We start from the raw sequence: 2,814 nt of genomic DNA, 5'->3' as shown, positions 1-2,814 counted from the left end.
CGGCGCGGGCGTGGAAGGTCTCGCCGGCGACGGGATGGTCGACCGCCGCCGCGACCGGCTCCCACGCGCCCGGCGTGGTCGGGTCGCCCGTCACGACCGCGACCGACACCGCGAAGGCCGCCAGCCCGTAGAGGTAGTCGACGGTGCCGTCGATCGGATCCACGACCCAGGTGAGTCCGCTGCTGCCCGAGGTGCTCTCCCCCTCCTCGCCGAGGATGCCGTCATCCGGCCGGGCCGCGGCCAGACGGTCACGCAGCAGGCGCTCAGCCCGCTGGTCCATGACCGTCACGACGTCGGTCGCGCTGCTCTTGGTCTCGGCGACCGTCACCCGGTCGGGGCGCTCCTCGACGATCAGCCGACCGGCCTCGCGGGCCAGCTCGACGGCCAGCTCCTCGAGCTCTGCGCCCTCGCCGGAACGGATCTGCGACCGGGTCACCGGTCCGCTCCGCACAGGGCGGGCCGGTGCTCGCGCAGGTTGGGGCAGCACCCGGCGGGACAGATGGCGGGCAGGGCGTGCGGGTCGGGCCAGGCGGGACGCGCCACCTGTTCGCCGCGGGCCTGCGCGGCGCGCTCCTCGAGCAGGTCCACCAGGCCGCTGACGAACTCCTCGTCGGTGCCGACCGTGGGGACGCGCACCATGGTGATCCCGAGCTCCGCAGCGACCTGCGCGGCCTCGGTGTCGAGGTCGTAGATGACCTCCATGTGGTCCGACACGAAGCCGATCGGCGCCAGCACGACATCGGTGACACCCTCCTGCGCGAGCTCCCGCAGGTGGTCACAGACGTCGGGCTCGAGCCAGGGCCGCGACGGCGACCCGGACCGCGAGCAGTAGACGAGCGACCAGTCCAGCTCGCGGCCGAGCGTGACGCCGAGCTCGTCGGCGACGGCGGCGGCCAGCTGTGCGTGCTGGCGCTGGTAGGCCCTGCCCTCGCCGTCCCCCGGGCCCGAGGTCTCGTCCATCCCGGTCGGGATCGAGTGCGTGACGAAGACCAGGCGGGTGTGCGCGTCGTCGGCGCCGGTGCGCTGCGCCAGCTCACGGGCGGCCTCGGTCACCAGCCGCACCGTGGCGTGCGTGAAGCCGGGATGGTTGGCGTACGGGCGGATCTTGTCGACCTCCATCGAACGGCCCTCGTCCGCCAGCTCCGCGACCGCGTCGGCGAGGTCCTCGCGGTACTGCCGGCATGAGGAGTATGACGAGTAGGCGCTGGTCACGATGGTCACCACCCGGCGCAGCCCGGCCTCGTGCGCGCCGCGCAGGACGTCGCTCAGGAAGGGCTCGGAGTTGCGGTTGCCCCACAGCAGCGGCGTGGTGGTCCCCCGGCGGTCCAGCTCACCGCGCAGGGCTGCGAGCAGCGCGCGGTTCTGGTCGTTGATCGGGCTGCGGCCCCCGAACCGGTGGTAGTGCTCCGCCACCTCGGCGAGGCGGTCGTCGGGGACGCCACGACCGGCGGTGACCCGGCGGAGGAACGGCATGACCTCCTCGGGCGCCTCCGGGCCACCGAAGGACAGCAGCAGCACGGCGTCGTAGGGCTCCAGGCGGTCGGTCTCCCGCAGGTCCGGCGCGGGCTCGAGCACCTCGTCCGGGGTCGCCGGGTCGGCCGGCTCGACGGGGCCGGTGGACGGCTGGGTAGGGTCGGCAGGGCCCACGGGGTCGGCGGGTTCGGCGGCAGGTGAGGTCACGAACGGTCTCCGGTGCGTAGGGGCTTGGGGGCGTTGAGGTCCAGCATGACAGCGCCCATCCGCACCGCGAAGACGAGTGCCACCGCAAGCCAGACGACCACGACGTTGAGGTGCTCGGTCTTCGAGGCCACGACGACGATCGTCGACCCGAGCAGAGCGGGCACGGCATACAGCTCGTGGCGGAGCACCTCCGGCACCTGCCCCGCCAGGACGTCGCGCATCATCCCGCCACCCACCGCCGTCACCACGCCGACGACGACCGCGGTGATCGGGGTCACGCCGTAGCCGAGCGCCTTCAGCGAGCCGCCCACCGCGAACACCGCGAGGCCCAACGCGTCAAGGACCCGGACGAAGCGACTGATCCGGCCGAATCCCGGATGGAACACGAAGGTCAGGAGACCGGCCGCCGCGGCCGCGGCCATCTGACGCCAGTCGGACACGCCGACCGGTGGCACCGCGCCGATGAGGACGTCGCGGATCGTCCCGCCGCCCAGACCGGCGACCCACGCGAGCACGATGACACCGACCACGTCGAGCCGCTTGCGCACGGCCACGAGGCCCCCGGAGAGCGCGAAGACGAACACACCCACCATGTCGAGGGCGAGCTGGAGGTTGGCGTCGTGGATGAGCATGGCCTCCCAAAACTACCGGTGCGGCGCGTCCGACTGTGCCGCAGGCGGCGAAGGTGGCAGAGTCGCCCCTGAACGGGGCGACCACAGGAGACGTGAATGCAGGACCTGCGACTGATCGGTGTGCACGAGGACGGTGAGCACCTGCTGCTGGCCGGCGACGGCGAGGAGCGTTTCCGCCTACCCATCGACGACCAGCTGCGCGACGGCCTGCGGCACCACCCGAGGCGACCGTTGCCCGCGGAGGACGGCGGGAGCACGCTGCGGCCCCGAGACGTCCAGGCGCTGATCCGCGGTGGCGCCAGTGCCGAGGAAGCCGCCGAACGAGCCGGCTGGCCGGTCGAGAAGGTCCATCGCTACGAAGGCCCCATCCTCGCCGAGCGCGAGCACATCGCGGGGCTGGCCCGGCGGGTCTCGGTCCGCGGTCGCACCCCTGGCGGGGCCGCCAGCGTGCAGACCGTCGAGGCACGGGTGTCCGCCCGGTTGACCGACCGCGGCGTGCCTG

Annotated in this window: 4 protein-coding genes; 1 reads left to right on the top strand and 3 read right to left on the bottom strand. The window is 73.2% G+C overall.

The window, feature by feature from the left end:
* The 3 genes from FRW57_RS20005 to FRW57_RS19995 all read right to left on the bottom strand — a co-directional run.
* Positions 1-436 (bottom strand): inositol monophosphatase family protein (locus FRW57_RS20005; protein ID WP_338055392.1); only part of this gene is annotated, 436 nt, incomplete at its 3' end.
* On the bottom strand, positions 433-1,554 hold the full coding sequence (locus tag FRW57_RS20000; RefSeq protein WP_238999504.1) for a ferrochelatase: 1,122 nt from the start codon (positions 1,552-1,554) through the stop codon (positions 433-435). The genes FRW57_RS20005 and FRW57_RS20000, both read right to left, overlap by 4 nt.
* 122 nt (positions 1,555-1,676) lie before the next feature.
* Positions 1,677-2,312, bottom strand: a complete 636-nt coding sequence (locus FRW57_RS19995) for a trimeric intracellular cation channel family protein (RefSeq protein WP_137121077.1) — start codon at positions 2,310-2,312, stop codon at positions 1,677-1,679.
* A 96-nt stretch (positions 2,313-2,408) separates the two neighbouring features.
* On the opposite strand from FRW57_RS19995, the gene sepH reads away from it, so the two are divergent.
* Positions 2,409-2,814, top strand: a 406-nt coding sequence (sepH, locus tag FRW57_RS19990) for a septation protein SepH (RefSeq protein ID WP_152186879.1), incomplete at its 3' end; no start/stop codon positions are given.

The sequence above is a fragment of the Segeticoccus rhizosphaerae genome (assembly GCF_009192725.1).
GTDB lineage: Bacteria > Actinomycetota > Actinomycetes > Actinomycetales > Dermatophilaceae > Segeticoccus > Segeticoccus rhizosphaerae.
This window is presented reverse-complemented; position numbering and strand designations above follow the sequence as displayed.

Bases quoted from the DNA above. Each gene is read 5' to 3' on its own strand.
- FRW57_RS19995 (WP_137121077.1), bottom strand. From the start codon at position 2,312: ATGCTCATCCACGACGCCAACCTCCAGCTCGCCCTCGACATGGTGGGT.